The organism is Gemmatimonas sp. UBA7669 (genome assembly GCF_002483225.1).
Classification (GTDB): domain Bacteria; phylum Gemmatimonadota; class Gemmatimonadetes; order Gemmatimonadales; family Gemmatimonadaceae; genus Gemmatimonas.
Map to the genome: position 1 here is coordinate 1 of NZ_DLHL01000044.1, position 24,211 is coordinate 24,211.

At 65.7% G+C, this 24,211-nt stretch carries 23 protein-coding genes; 17 read left to right on the forward strand and 6 right to left on the reverse strand.

Annotated elements, in window-relative coordinates; genetic code table 11:
• The first annotated feature begins 253 nt into the window (after positions 1–253).
• The 6 genes from rpsE to map all read left to right on the forward strand — a co-directional run bounded on the left by rpsE (position 254) and on the right by map (position 4,314).
• Positions 254–781, forward strand: coding sequence for a 30S ribosomal protein S5 (gene rpsE, locus B2747_RS12075; RefSeq protein WP_343125901.1), 528 nt, complete (start codon positions 254–256; stop codon positions 779–781).
• An 83-nt stretch (positions 782–864) separates the two neighbouring features.
• Complete coding sequence (gene rpmD / locus B2747_RS12080; RefSeq protein ID WP_291161243.1) at positions 865–1,035, forward strand: 50S ribosomal protein L30; 171 nt, start codon at positions 865–867, stop codon at positions 1,033–1,035.
• Between the two features lie 31 nt (positions 1,036–1,066).
• The gene (gene rplO / locus B2747_RS12085; RefSeq protein WP_291161246.1) at positions 1,067–1,516 is read left to right on the forward strand and encodes a 50S ribosomal protein L15; all 450 of its coding nucleotides are present in this window, start codon (positions 1,067–1,069) and stop codon (positions 1,514–1,516) included.
• An 18-nt stretch (positions 1,517–1,534) separates the two neighbouring features.
• Positions 1,535–2,884 carry a preprotein translocase subunit SecY gene (gene secY, locus B2747_RS12090; RefSeq protein WP_291161079.1) on the forward strand — a complete coding sequence of 450 codons (1,350 nt, stop codon included), beginning with the start codon at positions 1,535–1,537 and terminating at the stop codon, positions 2,882–2,884.
• Positions 2,885–2,893: 9 nt separating this feature from the next.
• Positions 2,894–3,538: an adenylate kinase gene (locus B2747_RS12095; RefSeq protein ID WP_291161082.1), complete on the forward strand. Its 645-nt coding sequence runs from the start codon at positions 2,894–2,896 to the stop codon at positions 3,536–3,538.
• The gene (gene map / locus B2747_RS12100) at positions 3,538–4,314 is read left to right on the forward strand and encodes a type I methionyl aminopeptidase (protein ID WP_291161249.1); all 777 of its coding nucleotides are present in this window, start codon (positions 3,538–3,540) and stop codon (positions 4,312–4,314) included. The genes B2747_RS12095 and map overlap by 1 nt, the downstream gene beginning before the upstream one ends.
• Positions 4,315–4,391: 77 nt before the next feature.
• Here the strand turns inward: map and B2747_RS12105 are convergent, their stop codons facing one another.
• Both B2747_RS12105 and B2747_RS12110 read right to left on the reverse strand, forming a co-directional pair.
• Complete coding sequence (locus B2747_RS12105; protein ID WP_291161084.1) at positions 4,392–4,829, reverse strand: substrate-binding domain-containing protein; 438 nt, start codon at positions 4,827–4,829, stop codon at positions 4,392–4,394.
• A 12-nt stretch (positions 4,830–4,841) separates the two neighbouring features.
• A complete protein-coding gene (locus B2747_RS12110) occupies positions 4,842–6,062 on the reverse strand; it encodes a hypothetical protein (RefSeq protein ID WP_291161086.1) in 1,221 nt (406 codons plus the stop codon).
• A 246-nt stretch (positions 6,063–6,308) separates the two neighbouring features.
• Here B2747_RS12110 and B2747_RS12115 point away from each other — a divergent pair, with 246 nt between their 5' ends.
• Both B2747_RS12115 and B2747_RS12120 read left to right on the forward strand, forming a co-directional pair.
• Entirely contained in the window at positions 6,309–8,219 is a 1,911-nt protein-coding gene (locus B2747_RS12115; protein ID WP_291161089.1) for a methyl-accepting chemotaxis protein, read from the forward strand.
• A 31-nt stretch (positions 8,220–8,250) separates the two neighbouring features.
• Complete coding sequence (locus B2747_RS12120) at positions 8,251–8,817, forward strand: DinB family protein (RefSeq protein WP_291161092.1); 567 nt, start codon at positions 8,251–8,253, stop codon at positions 8,815–8,817.
• A 39-nt stretch (positions 8,818–8,856) separates the two neighbouring features.
• Here the strand turns inward: B2747_RS12120 and B2747_RS12125 are convergent, their stop codons facing one another.
• From B2747_RS12125 to B2747_RS12135, 3 genes are read right to left on the reverse strand one after another with little or no spacing between them, the layout of a single operon-like run.
• Entirely contained in the window at positions 8,857–9,249 is a 393-nt protein-coding gene (locus tag B2747_RS12125) for a hypothetical protein (protein ID WP_291161095.1), read from the reverse strand.
• Positions 9,246–10,775, reverse strand: a complete 1,530-nt coding sequence (gene ftcD / locus B2747_RS12130; protein ID WP_291161098.1) for a glutamate formimidoyltransferase — start codon at positions 10,773–10,775, stop codon at positions 9,246–9,248. Before ftcD ends, B2747_RS12125 begins: the two co-directional genes overlap by 4 nt.
• Positions 10,776–10,825: 50 nt before the next feature.
• On the reverse strand, positions 10,826–11,626 hold the full coding sequence (locus tag B2747_RS12135) for an inositol monophosphatase family protein (RefSeq protein WP_291161101.1): 801 nt from the start codon (positions 11,624–11,626) through the stop codon (positions 10,826–10,828).
• Between the two features lie 72 nt (positions 11,627–11,698).
• On the opposite strand from B2747_RS12135, the gene trpS reads away from it, so the two are divergent.
• The 7 genes from trpS to B2747_RS12170 all read left to right on the forward strand — a co-directional run bounded on the left by trpS (position 11,699) and on the right by B2747_RS12170 (position 19,510).
• The gene (trpS, locus tag B2747_RS12140; RefSeq protein ID WP_291161103.1) at positions 11,699–12,694 is read left to right on the forward strand and encodes a tryptophan--tRNA ligase; all 996 of its coding nucleotides are present in this window, start codon (positions 11,699–11,701) and stop codon (positions 12,692–12,694) included.
• 77 nt (positions 12,695–12,771) lie between these two features.
• Entirely contained in the window at positions 12,772–14,100 is a 1,329-nt protein-coding gene (locus B2747_RS12145) for a PilT/PilU family type 4a pilus ATPase (protein WP_291161105.1), read from the forward strand.
• 61 nt (positions 14,101–14,161) lie between these two features.
• Positions 14,162–15,064, forward strand: a complete 903-nt coding sequence (locus tag B2747_RS12150) for a dihydrodipicolinate synthase family protein (protein ID WP_291161107.1) — start codon at positions 14,162–14,164, stop codon at positions 15,062–15,064.
• A 49-nt stretch (positions 15,065–15,113) separates the two neighbouring features.
• Positions 15,114–15,632 (forward strand): DUF456 domain-containing protein, encoded by a 519-nt coding sequence (locus tag B2747_RS12155; RefSeq protein WP_291161108.1) that lies wholly within the window; start codon positions 15,114–15,116, stop codon positions 15,630–15,632.
• A gap of 139 nt (positions 15,633–15,771) precedes the next feature.
• Positions 15,772–17,058, forward strand: a complete 1,287-nt coding sequence (locus tag B2747_RS12160) for an adenylosuccinate synthase (RefSeq protein WP_291161110.1) — start codon at positions 15,772–15,774, stop codon at positions 17,056–17,058.
• Between the two features lie 7 nt (positions 17,059–17,065).
• Positions 17,066–18,118: a YpdA family putative bacillithiol disulfide reductase gene (locus tag B2747_RS12165; RefSeq protein ID WP_291161115.1), complete on the forward strand. Its 1,053-nt coding sequence runs from the start codon at positions 17,066–17,068 to the stop codon at positions 18,116–18,118.
• Positions 18,119–18,163: 45 nt separating this feature from the next.
• Positions 18,164–19,510, forward strand: coding sequence for a glycine--tRNA ligase (locus B2747_RS12170; protein WP_291161117.1), 1,347 nt, complete (start codon positions 18,164–18,166; stop codon positions 19,508–19,510).
• Positions 19,511–19,642: 132 nt separating this feature from the next.
• On the opposite strand, the gene B2747_RS12175 is transcribed toward B2747_RS12170, so the two are convergent.
• Positions 19,643–20,035, reverse strand: coding sequence for a GxxExxY protein (locus B2747_RS12175; protein ID WP_291161120.1), 393 nt, complete (start codon positions 20,033–20,035; stop codon positions 19,643–19,645).
• A 170-nt stretch (positions 20,036–20,205) separates the two neighbouring features.
• Here B2747_RS12175 and B2747_RS12180 point away from each other — a divergent pair, with 170 nt between their 5' ends.
• Both B2747_RS12180 and B2747_RS12185 read left to right on the forward strand, forming a co-directional pair.
• Positions 20,206–23,403: a VPS10 domain-containing protein gene (locus B2747_RS12180; RefSeq protein ID WP_291161122.1), complete on the forward strand. Its 3,198-nt coding sequence runs from the start codon at positions 20,206–20,208 to the stop codon at positions 23,401–23,403.
• Between the two features lie 93 nt (positions 23,404–23,496).
• On the forward strand, positions 23,497–24,204 hold the full coding sequence (locus B2747_RS12185) for an SDR family oxidoreductase (RefSeq protein WP_291161124.1): 708 nt from the start codon (positions 23,497–23,499) through the stop codon (positions 24,202–24,204).
• Positions 24,205–24,211: the final 7 nt, after the last annotated feature.

Genomic DNA, 24,211 nt, shown 5'->3' on the forward strand with positions numbered 1-24,211 from the left:
GTGGCCGTGGTCCGGGCGGCCCGGGTGCCGGCCGTGGCCGTGGCCCCGGTGGCGAGGGCGGGCAGGGCGGCGGCCGTGATGGCCGTGGCCGTGGTCCCGACCGCAACGCGCCGCAGGAACGCGAGCAGAGCGATCTGGTAGAAAACGTCATCGCCATCAATCGCGTGGCGAAGGTTGTGAAGGGTGGTCGTCGCTTCTCGTTCNNAACGACGCCCCGACGCCGGATCCCAACGGGCTCCGCGAGTCGCGCGTCATCCACATCAACCGCGTGGCCAAGGTGGTCAAGGGTGGTCGTCGCTTCTCGTTCAACGCCCTCGTGGCGGTGGGCGATGGGCAGGGCAAGGTGGGCTTCGCCACCGGCAAGGCGAACGAAGTGTCGGAAGCGGTCCGCAAGGCCGTGGACGCGGCGCGTCGCTCGATGGTGCAGGTGCCGCTCACCGGTTCGACGATCCCGCACGAGGTGGTGGGCAAGCATGGCGCCGGCAAGGTGCTCATGAAGCCTGCGGCGCCCGGTGCCGGTGTGATTGCCGGTGGTGCCGTGCGCGCGGTGCTCGAGTGCGCCGGCATCCACGACATCCTCACCAAGTCGCTGGGTTCGACGAACCCGCACAACATGGTGCGGGCCGCGGTGAATGGGCTCCTCGAGCTCATCACGGTGGAGCAGGCGGCCAAGGAGCGCGGTCTGGACGTTTCGCAGATCGGCTACAAGTCGCGTGCGAAGTCGAAGACCGAGTCGGTGGACACACGTAAGGCGGCCGTGGTGGCCGCGGAGGTGGCATAATGCCGCGTACATTCGTGTGGCACCCGTCGAAGGGCCCGGCCACGTCGCCGAAGCTCGAGAAGCCGGGTACCGGCAAGCTCAAGATCACGCAGGTGCGCAGCGCCATCGGCCATTCGTGGCGGATGCGGGCGACGCTTGCGGCGCTCGGCCTGCGTAATCATCAGGCCAGCGTGGTGCAGCAGGATTCCGCCTCGCTGCGCGGCCAGCTCAAGAAGGTGCGTCACCTGGTTCAGGTGACGCCGGTGGAGGAGTAAGCAGATGGCCAACAACGAGTCGGTCGAGAAGATCGGCCTGCACAACCTGTCGCCGGCCCCGGGTTCGCACCGGTCGCGTCGTCGTCTGGGTCGCGGTCCGGGTTCCGGCCTGGGCAAGACGTCCGGCAAGGGTCACAAGGGTTCCATGGCGCGGTCGGGCCATGGCGGCCCCGGTGGCGGCAAGCCGCACTTCGAAGGCGGCCAGATGCCCATCACGCGCCGCATCCCGAAGCGTGGTTTCACCAATCCGTTCCGTGAGGAGGCGCAGGTGGTGCGCCTCAACGATCTGGTCAAGGTGCAGGGCGATGAAGTGTCGGTGGAATCGCTGCTCGCCGCGGGGCTCATCCGCGTCGGTCAGGGTGCCCCCAAGCTGCTCGCCAACGGCGAAGTCTCGCGCGCCCTGACGGTGAAGGGTGGTGTGCGAGTCAGCGCCGGTGCCAAGGCGAAGATCGAAGCGGCCGGCGGCCGCATCGACGCCTGATAACGGAGCTTCCAGCGCATGGCAGAACAAAACAACGCGGCGGCGCAAGCCGTCGCCAACATTTACCGGACGCCTGAGTTGTGGGCGAAGATCACCTTCACGTTCCTGTGTCTGGTGATCTATCGCGTCGGCTCGCACATCACGGCGCCCGGCATCGATGTCCAGGCGCTGACCGACTACTTCACCCGCCAGCAGGGTGGAGGCCTTCTGGGCCTCTACGACATGTTCGTGGGTGGCGGTCTGTCGCGCGCCACGGTGTTTGCGCTCGGCATCATGCCCTACATCTCGGCGAGCATTTTCGTCCAGATCGCCGGCGCGGTGATGCCGAACGTGGACAAGATGCAGAAGGATGAAGAGGGTCGGAAGAAGCTCACCCAGTACACGCGCTACCTCACGGTGGTGCTGGCGCTGGTGCAGGCCTATGGCTTTGCGCTCTTCACCACGTCGCTGCCGGCCGCGGTGTCGCGTCCGGGTCCGTGGTTCACGGTCCAGATGATGCTCTTCCTCACCACGGGTGCGATTTTCGTGATGTGGTTGGGTGAGCAGATCACCGAGCGCGGCCTGGGCAACGGCGCCTCGCTGATCATCTTCTTCTCGATCGTCGAGGCCATGTGGCCGTCCATCTTCCAGACCTTCAACTTCGTGACGACGGGCGCCATCGCGCCGCTGTCACTCGTGGTGCTGGCACTGGCGATGGTGGCCGTGGTGGCGGGTACGGTGGCCATCACGGTGGCCGCACGGCGGGTGCTCATCCAGATCCCGCAGCGCACGATGGCGCGTGGCCGGCAGCGTGAAGCCGCGCGCAACTTCATCCCGCTCCGCATCAACACCGCGGGCGTGATGCCGATCATCTTCGCGCAGTCGGTCATCGTGATTCCTGGAGCGCTGGCACAGTTCAGCGGCAATCCCAAGCTCCAGGAAATCGCCGAGTACTTCAATCCGACCGGCCCGAACCCCTGGCTGTACATCGTGCTGCTGGCGGTACTCATCCTGCTGTTCACGTACTTCTATACGTCGATCATCTTCAATCCGGTCGACCTGGCCGAGAACCTGAAGAAGCAGGGTGGGTTTGTGCCGGGCATCAAGCCGGGCGCGAAGACAGCGGAATACATCGAGCAGGTGGTGGAACGCATCACCCTGCCCGGCGCGTTGTTCCTCACGGCCATCGCGCTCATGCCGGTCATCATCGCCCGACTGGTGAACGTGCCCTTTGCCTTCGGTGGCACCTCGCTGCTGATCGTGGTGGGTGTGGCGCTCGATACGATGGCGCAGATGCAGCAGCACCTGCTGCTTCGCAAGTACGACGGCTTCATGAAGAAGGGTCGCGTGAAGTTCCGCGGCCGTCAGGCCACCCAGGGCGGCTTCTAACACATCCTGATGAATATCGTGCTCCTTGGACCGCCGGGCGCGGGCAAGGGGACTCAAGGCGAGCGGCTTGCCGCTCGCCTTGGCGTTCCCAAGATCGCGACCGGCGATGTGCTACGCGCCGCCGTCAAGAACGGAACGCCCCTTGGCCTCGAGGCCAAGGCGGCCATGGATCGTGGGGACCTTGTTCCCGACGCGGTCATCATGGGCATCATGAAGGAAGCGCTGGCCGCACCCGATGCGGCCAAGGGCGCCATCCTTGACGGTGTCGTGCGCACCACGCCGCAGGCCGACGGCCTGGCGGATACGCTGGCCCAGATCGGCAAGAAGGTCGACGCCGTCCTGCTCTTCGAGATTGACGAAGAAGAGCTGGTGCGTCGACTGAGCGGTCGCACCACCTGCGACGCCTGTCAGCGCCCGTACTTCGGTCGTCAGCCCGGTGAGACGTGCACGGAAGGTGGCGTGACGGGCACGCTCGTGCGTCGCAAGGACGATGAGCCGGAAGCCATTCGCAAGCGCATGCAGGTGTACCGCGACCAGACCTCGCCGGTGATTGACTGGTATGTGCAGCACGGGGCCAACCTCGTGCGCATCAATGCCATCGGATCGCTCGACGACGTCGAAGCTCGCATGAACGCCGCGCTCGGCATCTCGTGATGGTGTTGGGCGGCACGGCACCAAGCACGCTGCTCAAGTCCCCGCGCGAGATCGAGATCATGGCGCGGGGCGGCGCCATTCTGCACGCCACGCTCATGCACGCCAAGTCGCACGTGCGTCCTGGTGTGAGCACGATGGAGCTGGATCAGCTCGTCGAGGCCTTCATTCGCTCGCACGCGGGCGCCGAACCGGCCTTCAAGGGACTCTACGGCTTCCCGGGCAGTGCCTGCATCTCCATCAACGAGGAGATCGTGCATGGCATTCCGTCACGCAAGCGCATTCTGGCCGACGGCGACATCGTGACCGTGGATGTGGGTGTCAAGCTGGACGGCATGTTCACCGACTCGGCCATCACCATTCCGGTGGGGACAATCGACGCCGAGACGCAGAAGCTGCTCGACGTGACGCAGCGTTCGCTCGATGCCGGCATCGCAGCCGCGGTCGCCGACAACCACGTGGGCGACATTGGGGCGGCGGTACAGGCCGTGGTCGAAGCCGAAGGGTTCTCGGTGGTGCGCGAGCTCGTGGGCCATGGCGTGGGCTTTTCGCCGCACGAAGAGCTGCAGATCCCGAACTACGGCAAGCCAAAGCGCGGCAAGAAGCTGAGCGTGGGCCTGACCATTGCCATCGAGCCCATGGTCAACGTGGGCACGGCCAAGACTCGTACGTTGAGCGACAAGTGGACCGTCGTGACGGCCGACGGCAAGCGCTCGGCGCACTTCGAGCACACGGTGGCCATCACGGAAAACGGCCCGCGGATTCTCACGCTGGGTTGAGTCACGCGACGTCCACAGGATGTGCAAAGGGCGCCTGGTCCAATCGACCAGGCGCCCTTTTGCGTGTACCGCCGTGCTCAAGGAACCTTGAGGATCTCCTTCACGGAATCATCGAGGTCGCTGGTGTTGATGTAGCCGATCGCGCCCGGCGACTTCTTCACCAGATCCTTCACCGCAGCTGCGTCAGCGCCCTTCTTGGGCGCCGCGCCCTGGCCCGACAGAGCCAACTTGGTCCACTGCGAGCGGACGAGCGCCGTGGGCTTCTTGACCACCTTGGCGAAGAACTTTTGCGTGAGAATGGCGTCGCCATTCTCGACGATCTGCACCTTGGTGCCGTCGGGCCAGGTCGTGCTGGCGCCGGCGAAAATTTCGGCGATCTGCGCTTCGGTGAGCGACTTGGACTGGGACGCCGAGACGATGACGGAGATCTGAGCCGATGCGCTGGACGAAAGCATCGGGAGCATCAGGAGCGCAGCCGCAGCCACACCCGTACGGAACAGAGTACGCAGGGTCATGTGTGCTCCTGATCAGAGCCCGAAGGCGTACGAGAGATCGATGCGCAGCTCGGGATAGCTGACCGAACGGCCGAGGAAGCGGTAGCGATGCACGCTGGCGTCCACCTTGAAGGCCACCTGCGGCACGGGCCGATACACGAGACCCACCGTGCCCTTGGTGAACTTGCCATCGTCTGCCACACCGGCTTCGTCGTCACCACCAAAGCGCTTGCTGGCGATGGTCTCCGGATTGGAGTAGGCATCCCACTGCAGGTAGGGGCCGAGCTCGCCCTTGCTGGTTTCCTTGGAATAGCCCGCGCGCAGATACCAGGTCTGAATGGTGTGGTCTCCGGAGCGACGCACATTGGCGGCAGTCACCGGACCATTCGGATCGATCAGGAATCGCGCGCGCTGCGCGCCATTGATGCCGGCGCCATTCACGACCTGCACCACGGCGGCCGCATCACGCTGCGCCTTGTGGTCGGCCTGCGCCCACTCGGCCTGCAGGGTGAGCGAGTTCACACGGGCCTCGGCGTAGGCGTTCACCACCGTGAACGAGTCGCGCGCCATCCAGGGCAGCACACCGCTCTTGGGCGAACCACCACCCACCGTACGATCGCCGTTGGTGGCACCACCCGACGTGTATCCCGACACGCCGACGGTGTAGTTGCCGCGCCCGAAGTTGTAGTTCACGTCAGCGCCAAGCGGCAACGTGTTCTCCACGTCGCGTCCTTCGCCGTTGTCGGTGGACAGGCTGTAGCTCAGCTTGCCCGCACCAGCACGCACGAAGCCGTAGGCCATGGCCGTGGTCGTGCGCGAAATGAGGAGATGGTCACCGTCGAACGCTTCCGGCGCTTCGATGCCGTAGTACGTGGGCACGGCGTCGAGGATTTCATTGTAGAGCCCGAACTTGCGGTAGATCTTGCCAACCCGGAGGTTGAACGCGTTCGACGGCGTCCATTCGCCCCACAAGTTGCGCACGTCCACGTTGCCAGCGCCCGCACCGTTCAAGTTCACGAAGGCCTTGAAGCGCGGATCGAACTGATGCTGCATCATGACATTGAAGAACGGCTGCGTGAACTCACGCGGACCGGATTCCTTCACGACGTTTCCGCCTTCGGCCGTTGGGACCTGGAAGGACTTCTCGAGTCGCGTGGAGAAATAGCCGTACACTGACAGGGCGTCCTGCGCCGAGACAGTGAGGGGAAACAGCATGGCGAGAGCCAGCACGAGTCGGGTTCGACGCGCAGGCATGGAGGATCTCCTCGGAGGGAGGGTTCGTTGCACCTGGCCAGCGTCGACCTGTGGGGGAGGTATCGGGACAACCCGATCAAAGCTTGAGCTGAAGGCCCGTTCATGTCGTGATTGTAGGCCGATTCCTGGCAGGGGCAGACCGTGCGGTTCAAGTCTTGAGCCGGATGGTCGACACTCCGGCATTGGTATCGGGAATCAGGCGACGTCGCCCCCACCTCCCCGGTCGACGTTCACGGATCCCACGACATGCGTTTGCTCACCAATGTGCGTACGGCCACGAAGCTCCTGGTTTCGTCAGCCATCACGACTCTGCTCCTGGTGGCCGTCGGCTATGTCGGCGTGCGCAACAGCGCCCAGCAAGCCGAGGCGATTGCCAACCTGCAGCAGCGCGAGCTGCGCGGCATTGCCGCAGTGAAGCAGTCGAGCATTCTGCTCTCCTACATCAATGCCGAAGTGGGCCGCGCCTTGCTGGCAGTGGACACGGCAGAAGCGTCCTACCATGCGCAGAACGTGGCGGCCTTCGGTACCGAGTTCCGCAGCACGCTCTCGCGCGCTGATTCCACGGTGGTGGATTCGGCGTCGCAGTCGCGCATGGCGGAAGTGCGGAAGGGCTATCCGGAGTTCATGAGCACTACGCAGCGTGCACTTGATGAGCGACTGGCTGGCAACCTCGAATCGGCGCGTGCCACGGCCACCGAAGCATCGGCGGTGGGTCAGGCCCTCGTGGACATGATGGCCGAGGTGGCCACGGCCAAGGAGGTGCTGGGCGAGCAGGCCTTCACCACCAGCAGCGCCGCGGCAGACAGTGCACGCAAGCTGCTGCTGGCGCTCGTGGCCATCGGTGCGTTGCTGACTGTGGGCCTTGGGGTGTTTGTGTCGCGTCTCATCACGGTGCCGCTTGGCCAAACGGTGTCGGTGTTGGAGAGCGTGGCCGCGGGCGACCTGCAGCGTGAAGTGGCGGTGGTGGGGCAGGACGAAATGGCCCGCATGGGTCGTGCACTCAATGTGGCCATTGCCGCGCAGCGCGATGCGCTGCAGCGCGCGGAGGACGCGGGTGCTGTGGCGCGTGAGCGTGCGGCACAGGAAGCGGCCGCTGCCGCAGAGCTGCGCACGCGTGTGGACAGCATTCTCGAGGTCGTCGCCGCGGCAGCGGCCGGTGATCTCACGCGTCGTGTGCAGGTGTCGGGGACCGATGCCATTGGTCGCATGGGCGCAGCGCTCGATGAGTTCCTGACCGACCTGCGTGACAGCATCGCCACGATTGCCGAACAGTCGCATGGTCTGGCGCGTTCGTCCGAGTCCCTTGCTGCGGTGAGTGAAGAGATGAGTGCCACGGCCGAGGAAACGGCCGCGCAGGCGCGCACGGTGTCGGACACCTCGGATAACGTGGCGCACCGCGTACGGGAAATCGACGCCGGCGCGGCCAGCATCACCGCGCGTGTGCGCGATATCGCCAGCAGCGCGGGCGAGGCGGCGACGGTGGCGGAGCGGGCGGTGAATGCGGCGCGCAGTGCCAGCACCACAATTACCGCCCTCGATCAGTCGAGCGTGAAGATCGGCAAGGTCATCGATGTCATTCGCGCCATTGCGCAACAGACCAACATGCTGGCGCTCAACGCGGCCATTGAGGCGGCGCGTGCCGGTTCTGCCGGCGACGGCTTTGCCGTGGTGGCCAACGAGGTCAAGTCGCTGGCGGAGCGTACGGCCGGTGCCACACAGGAAGTGGCCAACGTGATCGCCGAAATTCAGCAGGATTCAGGTCGGGCCGTGCACGCCATTGCCGAGATCGGTCAGGTGGTGGATCGCATTCAGGGACTGCAGCAGGCCATCGCGCAGGCTGTCACCGAGCATACGGCCGTGGTGTCCGACATGACGGTGAGCATCGGTGGGGCCCGTGCGGCCACCGAGCAGATCGTGCAGGGGATTGCCGGTGTCGCGGAGGCGGCGCGCGGCACCAGCGATGGAGCGGAGACCACGCAGAACTCGGCCCAGGATCTCGCGTCGTATGCGTCGGCACTTGGCGAGCTGGTAGCGCGGTTCCGCTATGAAGCCGATACGCAGGATGAGTCCGGCGAGCGCCAGCACTCGAGCCTGTCGCGGCCAACTGATGCGGCCGTTGACGACAGCGAGGATGCGGACATCCTGGTCTTCGGGTAGCTTTTCCGGCATCCCCCACCCGGAGATGCCGATGCCCCGCCGTGTTCCCCGTACGCTGTTGCTGGTTGCTGCCCTCATGTTCGCGGTTCCCGTTGCGCAGCCGGTTGCGGCGCAACAGGCACCGCTCATGACAGACCTCATGCAGGATCTGGCGGGCGTGGAGAAGAAGTTCGTTGAACTGGCCAAGGCCACGCCCGAAGAGAAGCTCGCCTGGCGTCCCGCCGCGGGCGTGCGTTCCATGGGTGAGGTGCTGCTCCATGTGGCCAGCGACAACTACTTCATTCCGTCCGCATTCGGTCACGCCATCCCGTCAGCCACCGGCATCAAGTCCGATGACTACAAGACGCTCATGGCGTACGAGAAGCGCACGTTGAGCAAGGCGCAGGTGGTGGCCGAGCTGGAGCAGAGCTTTGCCTACATGAAGAACATCATGGGCAAGACGACCGCCGCGTCACTCTCGCAGCCAGTCAGTCTCTTCGGCATGAAGAGCACGGGGCAGGGCATGTGGATTCTGGCCATGACCCATGTGCATGAGCATTTGGGGCAGTCCATCGCCTACGCGCGCATGAACGGCATTGTCCCGCCGTGGAGCAAGTGAGGCGTGTGTGACGCGCACGCAGGGTGCGCGTGAACCGAATCAGCGCCCGCTGAGGCGGATATCCAGCGGCTGGTCCTTGCCGCAGATCACGCGCACGTTCTGCACCACCGTGCGATAACCGCTCACGTCGGCACGCAACCTGTAGTTGCCTTCGCGGAGTTCGAGGGTGGAGCCAGTGGCCACGTCCATGCGGACGGTGGACTCGTAGGCTTCACCCTCGATGCGTACCACGGCCTCACCACGCACGGCTCCCCGGAACGTGAGCAACACGCGACCAGTGAGCGTGGCGTTGCGATCACGCGAGTCGCAGTTGTTGGTGACCGTCGGCGCGGCACCGGCGGCTTGCGTGGGCTCCCAGCGGCGCCCGGGAGCCTGACAGGCGGCCAGCAGCAGGAGGCTGGCTGCAGCGATGTGTGGAATCGGGAATCTCATGGGCTACCGGACAAGCTACGCAGGGCCGCCGCTTCGGCCAATCGGGCGTGTAGTGCGGCGGCGTCCACGCAGTCCCGGGCCTCGCTGGCCAGCGCCGCGCCGGCCTCCGCGCCCTCGTCGTCCAGCCCTGCCACATTGAGCCGCACATTGAGCGCGAGCCCCCGGCAGGCTGCCTCGGCCACCAGCGCGGCCACTGCGGCGTCGCCGGCCGCGTTGGGGTTGCCCTGTTCGGCGAGGGTGGCGGCCAGTTGGGCCACGTCCACGGCGAGACGCGCGGTGTGGAGCGGCACCGTGGCGGCGTGCAGCCACGCGGCCCGAAGGGCATCAGCACGCCGTTTCAACGCCTCCGCCGTGTCCTTGGGCAGGCGGCGCGCGGCACGGACCCCGTCAAAGGCAGAAGCATCCGTTTCGACCAGAGTTTCGAGCTGCGCGCGGAGGGTCGCGGCCTGCGTCCGGTACTGTGCCATGGCGTCGGCCACGGCAGCAAAACGCGGGTTCTCCTGCGTGAGTCCCGCCACCATCTGCGCGAGCGCTGCGGCGAGGGCCGTGGCATGGGCGGCTGCCGAGCCGCCGCCCGGTGTGGGCGTGGCGGCGGCGATGCGATCGAGCAGTGGGTCCGATATCACCACTGTTGGACGTTCCAGTCGCGATTCGAGCGTCAGCTGTTCGGCGTTGCCACGCAACTTCACATGCTGCGCACCGGCTGCCAGCAGTACGCGGGCGGGCACCAATCCCACGATCTCACTCCAGGTCACGTCCACACCATGCTGCGCGGCTTCACGCGCGACGGTGTCAAACACCAGGTGCATGGGGGCGCGCTCGATGTCCACGAGGTTCATGGACACCTGCGCCTGGCCATCCACCTCGAGCCCAAGGGCCTTTACACCGGGCAGGCCGCCACTGCTTTCGCGCACGGCGCGCGCGACGGCCTTGGCCACGGGCAGATTGCTCGCGGGGCCCAGGTAGATGTTGTAGGCCACGAGAAAAGGGCGGGCGCCGATTGCGGTGGCGCCGGCGGTGGGATGCACGGTCGCGGCGCCAAAGTCGGGATGGCGCTCCGGATTGGTGACGATATCCTCGCGCAGTGCTTCGAAGCCGCGTCCGCGTACGTCGGCGAGGTTGCGGCGTGATGGCCGGCGCGCCGCCTGCTCGTAGAGGTACACGGGAATTCCCAGCTCGGTTGCCGCCCGTTCACCAAGCTGCTCGGCCAGTCGCACGCAGTCGGCCATGGTGGTGCCGTCGAGCGGCACAAAGGGCACGACGTCGGTGGCACCAATGCGCGGATGCACACCGCGATGCGCGTTGAGATCAATGCGATCACGCGCCACACGCATGGCAGCCAATGCCGCGGGCACTGCCGCGTCGAGCGAGGCCACAAAGGTGATGACCGTGCGATGGTGCGAGGCATCGCTCGACACGTCCAGCACCTGCGCGCCGGCCGTACCGGCGATGGCGTCACGCAGTGCAGCAATGACGTGCGCGTCGCGGCCTTCGGAGAAGTTGGGAACACATTCGACGAGGGGCATGATGCAATGTACCCGCCGTTTGTCTCGGCGTGCATGTCATATGCCGCTGACTAGGCGTTGTCAGCGTTCAGCCGCTCCAGGAACCACTCGTGCAGCACGCCGTTGGACGCCACGATGGTCCCGCCGCCCAGTGACACGTCACGACCCTCGAGATCGCTCACGCGCCCGCCGGCCTCCTGCACGAGCAACAAGCCGGCCGCATAGTCCCAGGGGTTGAGCCAGAGCTCCCAGAACGCGTCGAACCGCCCGCGTGCCACGTCGCAGAGATCGAGCGCGGCCGAACCGGCGCGCCGCATGCCCGACACCTCCGGCATGAGCCGCCGCATCATGCGCAGATATTCGTCGGCGCGTGTCACGTCCTTGAACGGAAAGCCCGTGCCGATCAGTGCGCGCGCTGGCGAGGACAACTCGGACACCCTGAGCGGTGTGTCGTCGACGTAGGCTCCACCATCACGCTGCGCGTGATACACGCCGCCGCGGGCCACGTCATGCACCACGGCCGCCTGCGGCACGCCATCGAGGGCCACGCAGATGGACACGCCGTAGGCCGGAAAACCGTGAAGGAAGTTGGTGGTGCCGTCGAGCGGATCGACGATGGCCACGAGGCCGTCGTGGGTACTCCCGCCGCCCAATTCCTCGCCGACAATGCGCACGTCGGGCGCCTGCGCGGCAAAGTGCGCCCGAATGCGCTCCTCGGCACCCAGGTCCACCCGACTCACGAAGTCGGTGGCGCTCTTTTCCTCCCACACCAGCTGTGCACGGTCGTGGCTGGCGGAGGCGATGAACTCCGCGGCAATGGCGGCAGCGGCGCGGGTCACCTGCAACCAATGCGCGCGATCAGTGGACGACATGGGAGCGTGTTGAAGACGAAGGACGGGGGCCGGCGCGTTGCTGCGCTCCCGGGCCCGGACTAGCTTTGCAAGATGGCACGCATCTTCAGTGGCATCCAGCCGTCAGGCGAACTGCACATCGGCAACTACCTCGGCGCCGTCAAGAACTGGACTCAACTCCAGGAGACGCACCCGGGCGCGATCTATTGCGTGGTGGACTACCACGCCATCACCGGCGCGTACGATCCGGCGGTATTGCGCGCGCGCCGCTGGGGTATGGCCAAGTCGCTGCTGGCCGCCGGCATCGACCCGGCCAAGTCGTCACTGTTCATGCAGAGCGACGTGCCCGAGCACACGGAGCTGTCGTGGATCTTCACGACCATTACCCCGTTGGGTGACCTTGAGCGGCAGACGCAGTTCAAGGACAAGTCGTCGAAGTTGGAGAGCATCCCGGCGGGCCTGCTCATGTATCCGGTGCTGCAGAGTGCGGACATTCTGCTGTACCGCGCCGACAGCGTGCCTGTTGGTGAGGATCAGGTGCAGCACCTTGAGCTGGCGCGCGATACGTCGCGCAAGTTCAACGCCAAGTTCGGTGTGGAGTACTTCCCCGAACCCAAGCCGTTGCTCACGCCCACACGGCGCATCATGGGCCTCGACGGCAACGCCAAGATGTCCAAGTCGCTGGGCAACACGGTGGGCCTGCTGGAGAGTGACGACGAGATCTGGCAGAAGCTGCGGCCGGCCATGACCGATCCGCAGCGCGTGCGCAAGAGTGACCCGGGTCGTCCTGAAGTTTGTAACATCTTCCAGCTGCACAAGGCGTTCAGCGCCGAGCCCACGGTGGAACACGTGCGCCAGCAGTGTGAGACGGCGGGCTGGGGTTGCATGGACTGCAAGAAGGTGCTGCACGAGGGCATGGTGCAGGAACTCACGCCCATTCGCCGGCGTGCCGAGCAACTGGACGCCGAGCCGCAGCGGGTGCTGGATGCACTGGCGTCGGGCGCCGCCGCGGCGCGCGGGTTGGCGCAGGAGACCATGCGTCAGGTGCGGGAGATTGTGGGGCTCGACGGGCTGGCCCTGCCAGCCTGAGGTTGCGGGGCACCGAGGCCGGTCGTCCTGACTCGGAGTGTTTCGGCTCCGTTTCACCCCTCTCGGTGCGTGTGACCGTGGCGATTGAAAAAATCATCAAGGCAGCCGTCGAACGCGGCGCCTCCGACGTGCACATCAAGGCCGGCGACGTGGTGCGCGCGCGCATCGACGGCCGTCTGATGGCGCTCACGAAGCAGTCCCTGTCGCCGGAGATGACGCGCGCCATTGCGCTGCATCTCATGGCCACCGATGCCGATCGCGCCACGATCGACACGCTCAAGGACCACGACTGTTCCTGGGCCACGCCGGGTGTGGGCCGTTTCCGTGTGAACATCATGCGACAGCGGCAGGCGCACTCCATTGTCATGCGTGTGATTCCCGAGCAGGTGCCCACCGTGCAGTCCCTGCGATTGCCGCCTGTGCTCACGCGCATTGCGCACACCGAGCGCGGCATGATTCTCGTCACGGGTGTGACGGGCTCCGGCAAGTCGAGCACCATGGCGGCGCTCGTGCACGAGATCAATTCGAGCTACGAGAAGCACATCCTCACGCTCGAAAATCCCATCGAGTATCTGCACAGTGACCTGCGCAGCTCGGTGACGCAGCGTGAGGTGGGGATCGATACCGACAGCTTCCGCATGGGGCTCAGGGCCGCGCTGCGTCAGGATCCCGACGTCATCCTCATTGGCGAAATGCGCGATGCGGAAACCATCGACACCGCCATGAAGGCGGCGGAAACGGGTCACCTGCTCATCTCCACACTGCACACCCCCGACGCGCAGAGCACCATCATGCGTATCGTGGCCATGTTCCCGCCCGAGGAGCAGACCGTGGTGCGCATTCGTCTGGCGGAGTCGCTGCACGCCGTGGTGTCGCAGCGTCTGCTGCCGCACAAGAGTGGGCAGGGCCGGGTAGTGGCGGCAGAGATCATGATCAACTCGTCCACCATCCGTGACCTCATTGCCGACGGCAACATTGCCGAGATCCGCGACTACATGGCCGACGGATCGCAGTACGGCATGCAGACCTTTGACCAGCATCTCACGGAACTGGTCAACACGGACGAGATCTCATTCGAGACGGCGCGTTCGGCCGCCACCAATCCAGCGGACTTCGAACTCGGCTTCCGCATGGGGCGCACGAGCGCCTCGGCGGCCACGCTGGGCAAGCAGCCGGCCGCACCAGCGCGGCCCACGGGCACCGGCCATCAGGCGCAGGCTGCGCCCGGCGGCGCCACGGGGACAGCAGCGGCCGGGCTGGCGCCGCTTGGCGCCAATCCGCTGGGTACGGGCAATGCCATGCCGCCGTTGGCCACCAGTCCCACCGGTCACGGCACCGTGACCAGTCCGAGCCCGCTCGAGGGCGAAGTGTTCGGCACCGGGTTCGAGACACTCTTCGGCGGCTGACCGATCCGCGGCTGACCGATCCGCGGCTGACCGTCCCGCTGCGCCATGCTAGCTTGCAGGCATGGCCAATCTCAGCGCAGCACAGCTCGGCGGGCTCATGGTGCCCGCCGTGTCCACGTTCACTCCGAGCGGAGATCTCGACGCTTCGGCATTCCGTCGCAATCTCGACGCGCATATCGCGCTGGGCATGGACGGCGTTCTGGTGGGAGGCAGCAGCGGCGAATCGGCCCTGCTGGATGACGCGGACCGTCAGCAGCTGCTGGGCTGGGCCCGCGACGCCGTACCGGCCGGCAAATGGCTCATTGCGGGAGTGGGCAGCGAAAGCACGCGGCTAACCATTGCCCGTGCCCGTGATGCCAAGGCGGCCGGAGCCGACGCGGTGCTGGTGATTGCGCCGCACTACTTCCTCAAGCGCATGACGGAGCCGGCGCTTCTGGCCCATTTCACGGCGGTGGCCGAAGCGAGCCCCATTCCCGTGCTGCTGTACAACATGCCGGCCTATGCGCATCTCGTGCTCAGTCCGGCTTTGGTGCACGAGATGGCCCGTCACCCCAACGTGATCGGCATGAAGGACAGTGCCGGCAACCTCCCGGTGCTGGCGCAGTATCTCGAAGCGCAGGGCGACGGCTTCAAGGTGCTCACGGGCAGTGGTGGGTCGGTGGTCCCGGCGCTGGAGCTTGGGGTGTCCGGTGCGATTCTGGCCATCGCGCTGTATGCCGGCCGTGCGGTGCGGACGATGGTGGACACCTGGCGCGCCGGTGACCGCGAGGCGGCGGCGGCCATGCAGCAGACCCTCACCCCGCTCGCGACTGATATTGCCGGGGCCATGGGGCCTGCTGGCATCAAGGCGGCCATGACCCTCGTGGGCCTCGATGGCGGGCCGCCACGTTCGCCGCTCCAGCCGGTGCACGGCGACGAGCTGGCCACCGTGCGCGCGCGGCTGCAGGCCGCTGGCCTGATCTGACCCTGGCCGGGCCGGGAAACCCGCGCGTCCCGCCACCGTAGGGTCGTCCATGCTTGCCCTGCTGCTGCTGACCTTGGGTCTCCTCGTGGGACTGGTGCTGGTGCCCCTCGGACTGCCGGGTCTCTGGATCATGCTTGGCAGCGTCCTCGCGTACTGGATGGCGGTGCCCGACGGCAGTGTGGGTCTGATCACGCTGCTGGTTGCTTCGGCCCTGGTGGTGGTGGCCGAGGTGCTGGAGTTCACCATTGCCGGTCGCTACGCCCGCAAGTACGGCGGCTCGCGCCGGGCGGGCTGGGGCGCCATGCTGGGCGGCGTGCTGGGCGCCTTTGTGGGGGTGCCCGTGCCGGTCATTGGCAGCCTCGTAGGCGCCTTTGCCGGGGCGTTTGCGGGCGCCTTTGTGGCCGAGCTTACGGTGGCGAGGGCGGCGCGTGGCGAACCGGTGCAGGTGGCCACGGGGGCGTTGATTGGCCGGGTCGTGGCGGCAGCCACCAAGGTGGCGTTTGGCGTGGCCATCGTGGCGTTGGTGCTGTTCGCTGCCCTTGTTGGGCGGCTGAACGGCATGGGCTGATCATTGGGCAGGCGAGGACCGAAATGGCCGGGCGCATTGCTTCGCGCCACGTCCGGGCTAGATTTCAACAACGCCCCGCGGACCGTCCGCGGGGCGTTTTTTTGTGTGCGGCCCTTGGGGGTCGCCGGAGACACCTCGCATGTTCGATTCGACGACGCGCACCGTGGTGGTGGTGGGGGCGCAGTGGGGCGACGAGGGCAAGGGCAAGCTGGTCGATGTCCTCGCCGAGAAAGCTGATTGGGTGGTGCGCTATCAGGGGGGCGCCAACGCCGGGCACACCGTGCACATCGGCGACAAGTCCTTCGTGCTGCACCAGATCCCGAGCGGCATCCTGCACCCCGGCGTGCGCTGCGCGATCGGCAATGGCGTGGTGATGGACCCGGAGACGCTGTTCACCGAGGTGGACGAACTCATCGCGGACGGCGTGGACGTCGAAGGGCGTCTCTATGTGAGCGAGCGCGCACACCTCGTCATGCCCTACCACAAGCTGGTGGACAAGGCGAGCGCGGCCAGCAAGGCCATTGGCACCACGGGCCGCGGTATTGGTCCGGCCTACGAAGACAAGGTGGCGCGCCGCGGCGTGCGTGTGCTCGACCTGCGCAATGCGGAACGATTGCGCGAGCTGGTGACGCTGGGCGTGGAGCGTGCCAATGCGCAGCTCGAGCGATCGGGCAGTGACCTGCGTGCCTCGGTCGACGAAACCCTTGCGACACTGAACGCGTTGGCTCCGCGCCTGCTTGGCCTGTCGGAAGACGTGGGCCTCTGTGTGCACCGCGCCATCAAGAGCGGTGCGGCGGTGCTGCTCGAAGGTGCGCAGGGCTCGCTGCTCGACGTGGACCACGGCACGTATCCGTTCGTGACCTCGAGCAACACCACTGTTGGTGGTGCCGCCATTGGCGTGGGCATTTCCCCCATGTCACTCAACGCAGCGCTTGGGGTGGTGAAGGCCTATACGACACGCGTGGGCAATGGCCCGCTGCCGACGGAGCTCGAAGAGCCGTTGCACAGTCATGTGCGAACTTTGGGGCACGAGTTTGGTGCCACCACGGGACGCCCGCGTCGCTGCGGCTGGTTTGATGGGGTCGTCGTGCGGTACGCGGCGCGTGTGAACGGACTCACCGGGCTTGCCATCACCAAGCTGGACGTGCTGGACACGCTCGAGAAGCTGGCTGTGTGCACGGGCTACCGCGTGGGCGACGAGGTGTACACGGAGTTCCCGGCGGACCTCGCGCTGCTCGAGAAGGCAGAGCCGGTGTACGAGTGGTTCCCGGGCTGGCAGCAGTCCACGCAGGACGCGCGCAAGCTCGAAGACCTGCCGGCCAACGCGCGCGCCTATCTCGACCGCCTGGAAGCGTTGTGCGAAACGCCCATTGCCTTCGTGAGCGTGGGCACGCGGCGCGATCAGATCATTTCGCTCAAGGCCTGATCGGCACGTGACGCAGGAACAGTCGCCCGGGCCGGTGTCCGCTGAGCACGCCGCGCTGGTGGATGTGGCGGTGGTGGGTGCCGGTCCCTGCGGCCTCGCCGCCGCCATTGCCGCGCGGCGTGTCGGCATGTCCGCGGTGTTGTTCGATCGCGGCTGTCTGGTGAGTGGCATTGCCGGGTACCCTACGTACATGACGTTCTTCTCCACCGCCGAGCGACTGGAGATTGGCGGCGTGCCCTTTGTCGTGGCGAGTGACAAGCCCACGCGGCGTGACGCGCTGGCGTACTACCGGGCGGTGGCCACGCTGTACGACCTGGATGTGCGGCAGTACGAAACCGTAGAATCCCTGCGTCCCGTGCGAGTCGATCCGCGTCCCGGTCAGGCAGAGCCGGCGCGCGCGGCGCGCTGGCTGATTGCCTCGCGTTCGCGTCATGGCGTTGTGCGCGAGACGGCGGCGCACGCGGTGGTCATGGCGACCGGCTACTTCGGTCGCCCGAATCGGCTCGGTGTGCCCGGCGAAGATCTGCCACATGTGCGGCATGGCTACACCGAGGGGCACGGCGCCTGGCGTCAGGATGTCGTGGTGATTGGTGGCGCCAACAGTGCAGTGGACGCGGCCCTCGAGCTGCAGCATGCCGGCGCGCGCGTCACGATCGTGCACTTCGCCGAGTCGGTGGACAGCAACGTGAAGCCCTGGGTGCGTCCGCTCATCGAGGGGCGACTGCGCGACGGCAGCATTGCTGCGCGATTCGGATCCCGTGTGCAGCGCATTGGTCCGGGTGTGGTGGAGCTGACCACGCCGGACGGGTCAGAGACGCTGTCGGCCGATCAGGTGTACGTCATGACCGGCTACCTGCCGGAGACCGGGCTGTTGGCTTCGGTCGGTGTGCCGGTGGATCCGGAGAGCGGCATTCCGGCGCACGATCCGCTCACGATGGCGACACCCGTTCCGGGTGTCTACCTTGCAGGAGTGATTGCCTCGGGCAACCAGGCGAATCGCATTTTCATCGAGAATGGCCGCGATCATGGTGACGCGATTGTCGCGCACCTGACCCGCTGACCCGCTGTTCTCTTTCCGCAGTCCGTACCCCGTTCCCGACTCCCCATGTCCGGCTTCCCCGATGTGATGGACAAGCTTGTGTCGCTGTGCAAGCGACGTGGCTTCATCTTCCAGTCGTCCGAGATTTACGGCGGCACGGGTTCGGTCTGGGACTACGGGCCGTTGGGCGTGGAACTCAAGAAGAACATCAAGGATCGCTGGTGGAACGCGATGGTGCGTTCGCGTGATGACATCGAGGGGCTCGACGCGGCCATCCTCATGCATCCGCGCACCTGGGAAGCGAGCGGGCACGTGGCCGGCTTCGTGGACCCGCTGGTGGACTGCAAGACCTGCAAGGGGCGTTTCCGCGCCGACAAGCTGGAAGACGCGCGCTGCCCGCAGAAGCCGAGCAAGCAGCCGGGCCAGCACGAGGCCTGCGCCCTGACGGAAGCGCGCCAGTTCAACCTGATGTTCAAGACGCACATGGGCGCGCTCGAGGAGAGCGCGAGCATCGTCTATCTGCGCCCGGAAACGGCGCAGGGCATCTTCGTGAACTTCCTCAACGTGCAGCAGTCGATGCGCCAGAAGGTGCCGTTCGGCATCGCGCAGATCGGCAAGGCGTTCCGCAACGAGATCACGCCCGGCAACTTCATTTTCCGCACGCGTGAGTTCGAGCAGATGGAGATGCAGTTCTTCGTCGAACCCGGCACCGACATGGAGTGGTTCGAGACCTGGAAGGCGCTGCGTATGCAGTGGCATCTCGATCTCGGGCTCTCGGCGGACCGTCTGCGCTTCCATCAGCATGGCGCGAACGAACTGGCGCACTACGCCCGCGCGGCGTTCGACGTGACCTTCGATTTCGGGGGCACGCTGGGATACCAGGAAATCGAGGGCGTGCACAACCGCAGCGATTTCGACCTCACGCAGCACCAGCAGTACTCGAACAAGAAGCTCGAGTACTTCGACCAGGTGAACAACAAGCGCTATGTGCCCTACGTCATCGAGACGTCGGTGGGCGCGGATCGTGTCACGCTGGCCGCACTGGTGAACGCGTACCGCGAAGAGGCGGTGGAGGGAGAGGCCGAGGGCCGTGTGGTGCTGGGTCTGCACCCGAGCATCGCGCCCATCAAGGCGGCGGTGTTCCCGCTCACCAAGAAGGACGGCCAGCCCGAGATGGCGCGCAAGATCGTGGACGACCTGCGTGGGGCGTTCCCGGTGGACTACGACGAGACGGGCTCGATCGGCAAGCGGTATCGTCGTCAGGACGAGGTGGGCACGCCGTTCTGCATCACCGTGGATGGGCAGAGCACGGGCGATCAGACGGTCACGGTGCGTGACCGCGACTCCCTGGCGCAGGACCGGGTGGACGTGTCGCAGCTCAAGGGGTATTTGGCGGGCAAGCTGGTCGGCTGACGGATTTCCGGCTCGGTTGGTTTGGGCCGGCCTGGGTTTTTGAACAGCTCACGCAGAGGAATGGAGGGCGCAGAGTTCGCAGANNTCTGCGAACTCTGCGCCCTCCATTTCTCTGCGTGAGCTGTTTGTCATTCATTCTTCCGGCTGATAATTGTTCACGATTCGGGTCACGCCATCCACCAGCCGATATTGCCCGAAGTTGATCAGCAGCCCGATCGGGCGGTTCATGAGACGCAGGTAGGTAAGCAGTTGTTTTTCGTAGACGGCAGAGAGACGATCGGTGCACTTGAGCTCCACTGGTAGTGCGTCCTCCACCAACAGGTCGAGTCGAAACGCTCGCTCGATCTGCAGGCCCTTGTAGTTGAGTGCAATGGGAACCTGCCGTTTGAACTCCAGCCCCCTTACTCGGAGTTCGAGGCACAGCAACTCCTCATATACCGACTCCAGTAGCCCCGGCCCGAGTGCCCGGTGAATGTCGATGGCGGCGCCAATGACCTGGCCGCTGAGGGTGTCGAGCGATTCCATGCCCGATCATGCGCCAGGTCGTCACTGGACTGTCAGCGTCACCCGGCGCTGGCGTACGGCCTGCCGTGAGCCGCGTGAATGTGATGACGAACGGACGGCGAGTTGCCGAGCAGGGCGCGGGTCTGCATCGTAGACGGGATCAGTTCCGTCCCTCCCTTTCCCTGCCTCTGATGTCCATGCGTTCTCTCACCTGGCTGGCGCTGCCGGCGTTGACGCTGCTGCAGCCACCCGCGACACGTCCTGCCGCGAGACCGGCCTCCACGGCCGCTGCGCCGCGCGCCGCGCTCGCGCCCGTCACGCTCGACAGCGCATTTCTGTCGGCATTTCGCTGGCGCAACATTGGTCCTGATCGCGGTGGACGATCCATCGCTGCGAGCGGCGTGAAGGGCCGCAAGCAGGAGGCCTACTTCGGCGCCACGGGTGGTGGGCTCTGGAAGACCACCAACGGCGGCGAGACCTGGATGCCCGTCACCGACGGTCAGATCACGAGTGCGTCGGTGGGCGCGGTGGCCGTGAGCGAGTCGAATCCGGACATCGTGTACATCGGCATGGGTGAAAGTGCCATTCGTGGCAACATCATGCCCGGTGATGGCATCTACAAGAGCAGCGACGCCGGCAAGACATGGAAGCATGTTGGCTTCCGCACGGTGGACGCGATCTCCAAGATCCGCATTCATCCCACCAATCCGGACATCGTCTACGCCGCGGTGTTCGGCAAATACAGCACCACCAGCGAAGAGCGTGGCGTGTACAAGAGCACCGACGGCGGTGCCACGTGGAAGCGCGTGCTGTTCCGTGATGCCAGGAGTGGCGCGGTAGACATCGCCCTCGATCGGACCAATCCGCAGGTGCTGTATGCGGCCTTGTGGGAAGCATACCGCAAGGAGTATCAGATGTCCTCGGGTGGTCCGGGCTCCGGTCTCTACAAGAGCACCGATGGCGGCGAGACCTGGACGGAAATCACGCGCGCCAAGGGTCTCCCTTCGGGATTGGTCGGCAAGATCGGTGTGGCGCTCACGGCAGCCAATCCGAACCGCGTGTACGCGCTGATCGAGAACGAAAACGGCGGCCTGTTCAAGAGCGACGACGCGGGTGCGTCATGGACCCTCGTCAATAGTGACCGCAACATCCGGCAGCGCGCGTTCTACTACACGCACCTGTTCGCCGATCACAAGAACGCCGATCGTGTGTACATCCAGAACGTGTCGTTCTTCCGCTCGGATGACGCCGGCAAGACACTCACGAGCATTGGTCAGGGCAGTCATGGTGACTGGCACGACCTCTGGGTGAATCCCGACGATCCGGATCATCTGGTGGCAGGCAACGACGGGGGCGGCGCCGTGACCTTCAACGGTGGCCGTGCCTACTCGGCGCAGGACTTCCCCACCGAGCAGTGGTACCACGTCATCACCACCAAGCACGTGCCGTTTCATGTGTGCGGCTCGCAGCAGGACAACAGCACGCTGTGCACGCCCATGAACTGGAACCTCGGGCGGCAGAACGCCGCGCCAGGACAGGAAGCACAGGGTGGCATGGCCGTGTCGTATCAGGTGGGCGGTGGCGAGCCCGGGTACATCGCACCCGATCCGCTGGATCTTGATGTGTTCTACGCCGGCACCAACAACGGCGGTTACGTGGACAAATTCAACAAGCGCACCGGGCTCTCGCGCGAGGTGAATCCGTATCCGTGGTTCTATTCCGGTGAGCCGTCCAAGGAAATCAAGGAGCGCTGGCAGTGGACCTTCCCCATCCTGTTCTCACAGGTGGACCCGAAGCTGCTGTTCGTCTCCTCGCAGCGCCTCTGGGCCACACGCGACGGCGGCCGCACGTGGATGAACCTGAGTGGTGACCTCACACGTCACGCACCGGAAACGCAGGAGAAGTCGGGCGGTCCCATCACGGGTGACATGAACGGTCCCGAGGTGTACGGCACGATCTTCTCGGTGGGCCCGAGCAAGAAGGACGTGAACACGATCTTCACGGGCTCCGACGACGGGTTGGTGTTCGTGACGCGCAACTTCGGCAAGACCTGGACGAACATCACGCCCAAGGACATGCCGGAGTTTGGCCGGGTATCGCAGCTTGATGCCTCGTCGCATGACGCGGGCACGGTGTACATGTCGGTGCGCCGTCCGCTGCTCGACGATCGCAAGCCGTACATCTTCAAGACCACCGACTACGGCCGCACCTGGACCAAGATCGTCAATGGCCTGGGCGCGGAGGACTATGTGCACGCGGTGCGTGAAGACCCGACGCGCCGCGGGCTGCTGTACGCGGCCACGCAGCACGGGGTGTACATCTCCTATGACGACGGCGCCAACTGGCAGAGCCTCAAGCTCAACCTGCCCGACGTCCCGGTGGCCGACCTGATTGTCGAGCGCGATGAACTGGTCATCGGCACGCACGGCCGCGGTTTCTGGGTGATGGACAACATCGCGCCGCTGCGGCAGGCCACGCCGGCGGTGCAGGCGGCGTCACGCCATCTCTTCGCGCCGGCGGTGGGTTTGCGTTCTTCGCCGGGTGTCACGCTGTCGTGGCGCTTTGCCACGCGTCCGGTGCGCGGTACGCTGGCCATTCTCGATTCGGCGGGCAGTGTGGTGCGCGAATTCACGGGCGACACGGCCATGCAGGCCACGGCGGGAGGTGGCGGACGGCGCCGTGGCACGTCCAGCACGTTCCCGCTCGCGGCCGGTCTCACCCGCTTCACGTTTGATTTGCGGTCGACGGGTATCGAGAGCTTCCCGGGCATGATTCTCTGGGGCGCCGGAACGGCGGGACCCGCGCTGCCGCCGGGGCGCTATACCGTGCGTCTCACGGCCGATGGTGAAGAGCTCAAGGCGCCGCTGCGCATTCAGCGTAGCCCGCTCATTCCCGATGTGACCGACGCCGACTTGCGGCGCCAGTATGCCTTCGGCAAGCAGGTGCGTGACAAGACCAACGAGGCGCAGCGTGCCGTCATCGAGATTCGTCGGGTGAAGGCGCAGCTTGATGATCGCTACAAGCGCGCCAACGACGAGGCTGCGCTCAAGGCAAAGGGCGAATCGCTGCGCAAGAACGCCTCGGCCGTTGAAGAAAACGTGTACCAGGTGCGGAACCAGAGTGGTCAGGACCCACTCAACTTCCCCATCAAGGTCAACAACCGCCTGGCCAACCTGCTCGCCATGTCCGAGCGTGGTGACGGGCCGCCAGGCACCTACATGCCAGAAATCCTTGGCATTCTGAGCAAGGAGCTGGCGGGGTATCAGGCCACACTGGATCGCGTCTGGAAGACCGACCTGCCGGCAGTAAACGCCGAGCTGGCGCGTCTCAAGCTGCCTCCGGTCGACCCCAAGTGCACGGTGGTGACGGGCTGCAGCGCCACGCCCTGATGCCCCTGCTGCCACGGTCGCGTTCGCGGTTGCGGTTGCGGTTGCGGTGAAAGACCCTGCGTCGGGTTGGTCGGGCCCCCTTAGATTTGGGGCATGACCAACCCGACTCGTCTTGTTGCCCTGGTGACCGGGGCCTCTCGTGGCATCGGCCAGGCCATCGCTCGGCGTCTGGCGCCCACCCACGACCTGATTCTGGCTGCGCGCGACGCGGCCCGGCTGGAAGAGGTGGCCGCAGCCTGTCGTGCGGCCGGGGCCTCGGTTGATACCGTGTCTGTCGATCTCACCAAACCGGCCTCCATTGCCAAGGCCTTTGATGGCCGCACGGTGGACGTTTTGGTGAACAACGCCGGCGTGGCACACCTCAAACCCTTCCTCGAGCTGTCGGCGGAGGAATGGCATCATCAGGTGGACGTCAACGTGAACGCGTTGTTCCACGTCACGCGGGCCGTGTTGCCGGGCATGGTGCAGCGCGGCCGCGGACATGTGTGCATCATCGGCAGTACCGCCGGTCGCAACACGTTTGTGGGTGGCACCTGCTATGTGGGTACGAAACACTTCGTGATGGGCTTTGCCGAATCGCTCATGCTCGAAGTGCGTGATGCCGGCGTCGGCGTGTCCGTCATCACGCCCGGTTCGGTGGCCACCGAGCTCTTTCCGCCGGGTACCAATACCACGTGGATGCTCGAACCCGGTGATGTGGCGGAGGCCGTGCATTTCGCGGTCACCACGCCGCCGGCGGTCCTGGTGCATCGCCTTGAGGTGCGGCCCCTCACGCCCAAGCGTCCCCGTCGTGCACCGTAACGCGGGG